Here is an 853-nt window from a genome sequence, read left to right on the forward strand (position 1 = left end):
ACCACTGCCTGATTTCCATTGCTCGTAAGAAGCCAGGTGAACAGGCCAGTAGAGGTTCTTGCCATCCTTATCTTTACCGGTAAGGGTAACGATGGTAGGTGAAGCATTAGCTGTTGTTGCGTCGTTCTCAAACACATAGTAATAATAAGTTGTGGACGGAGCAGCCAGGTTCAGGGCATCAAGAAAACGTGCAGCAGCCAGGGTGTATGTACCAGCCGCTGGCCAGAAAGACCAGGTTTCACCGCTGGGCTTGTCGTAGCCGGTGTAGAATTTCTTACCACCGGTGTAAGCCGAAGGAATTAAAGAAGAACCGCTGGATGGGAACAACAGGGATTCGCCACGGGCGTTCAATACGGCAATGTTGTTCAATGTAAGCGAACCGGGTTCACCGTACTTGGTCATGGCATTGTCTACTGTAACGGTAATACGTGCAGCAATAAATGTCAGCGTAACGCTAGTACTGGCTTTGTACTCGCCGTCGCCGCTATTGGTAAAGCTCAGGGCGCTGGCGGTAGCACCGGTAGCCCAACGGTTTGTAGCCGAAGACTGGGCACCTGTTCCGTTCAGGTCGGCTTTGTAAGCTTTCAGGGCGGCCAGTGTAGTGATAGAACTCAGGTCGCCTGCGTTGGCTACGATGTACACATGTTGGGCATTGGTGGTTACACCCAGGGCCTTATCGCCGGTCAGCGCTGTTCCGGTGCTGTTGTATGTAGTCCATGCCGTGTTGATGTCACCGGTACTCTTATCGGTAATGAATACCGTATAGTTGCCCACCGCATCGGTGGGTACGGTGCCTGAGGCACGCGAGAGGGTGGGCGCATCCAGCTGGATGCTTAACATCGCTTTTTCACCT

At 52.8% G+C, this 853-nt stretch carries 1 protein-coding gene; it reads right to left on the reverse strand.

Annotated features, from left to right (window positions below):
- On the reverse strand, positions 1 to 853 hold an 853-nt coding region (locus D0T87_RS23630; protein ID WP_163178626.1), incomplete at both ends, for a DUF4906 domain-containing protein.

It is taken from the genome of Bacteroides sp. 51, from assembly GCF_010500965.1.
Lineage (GTDB): Bacteria > Bacteroidota > Bacteroidia > Bacteroidales > Bacteroidaceae > Bacteroides.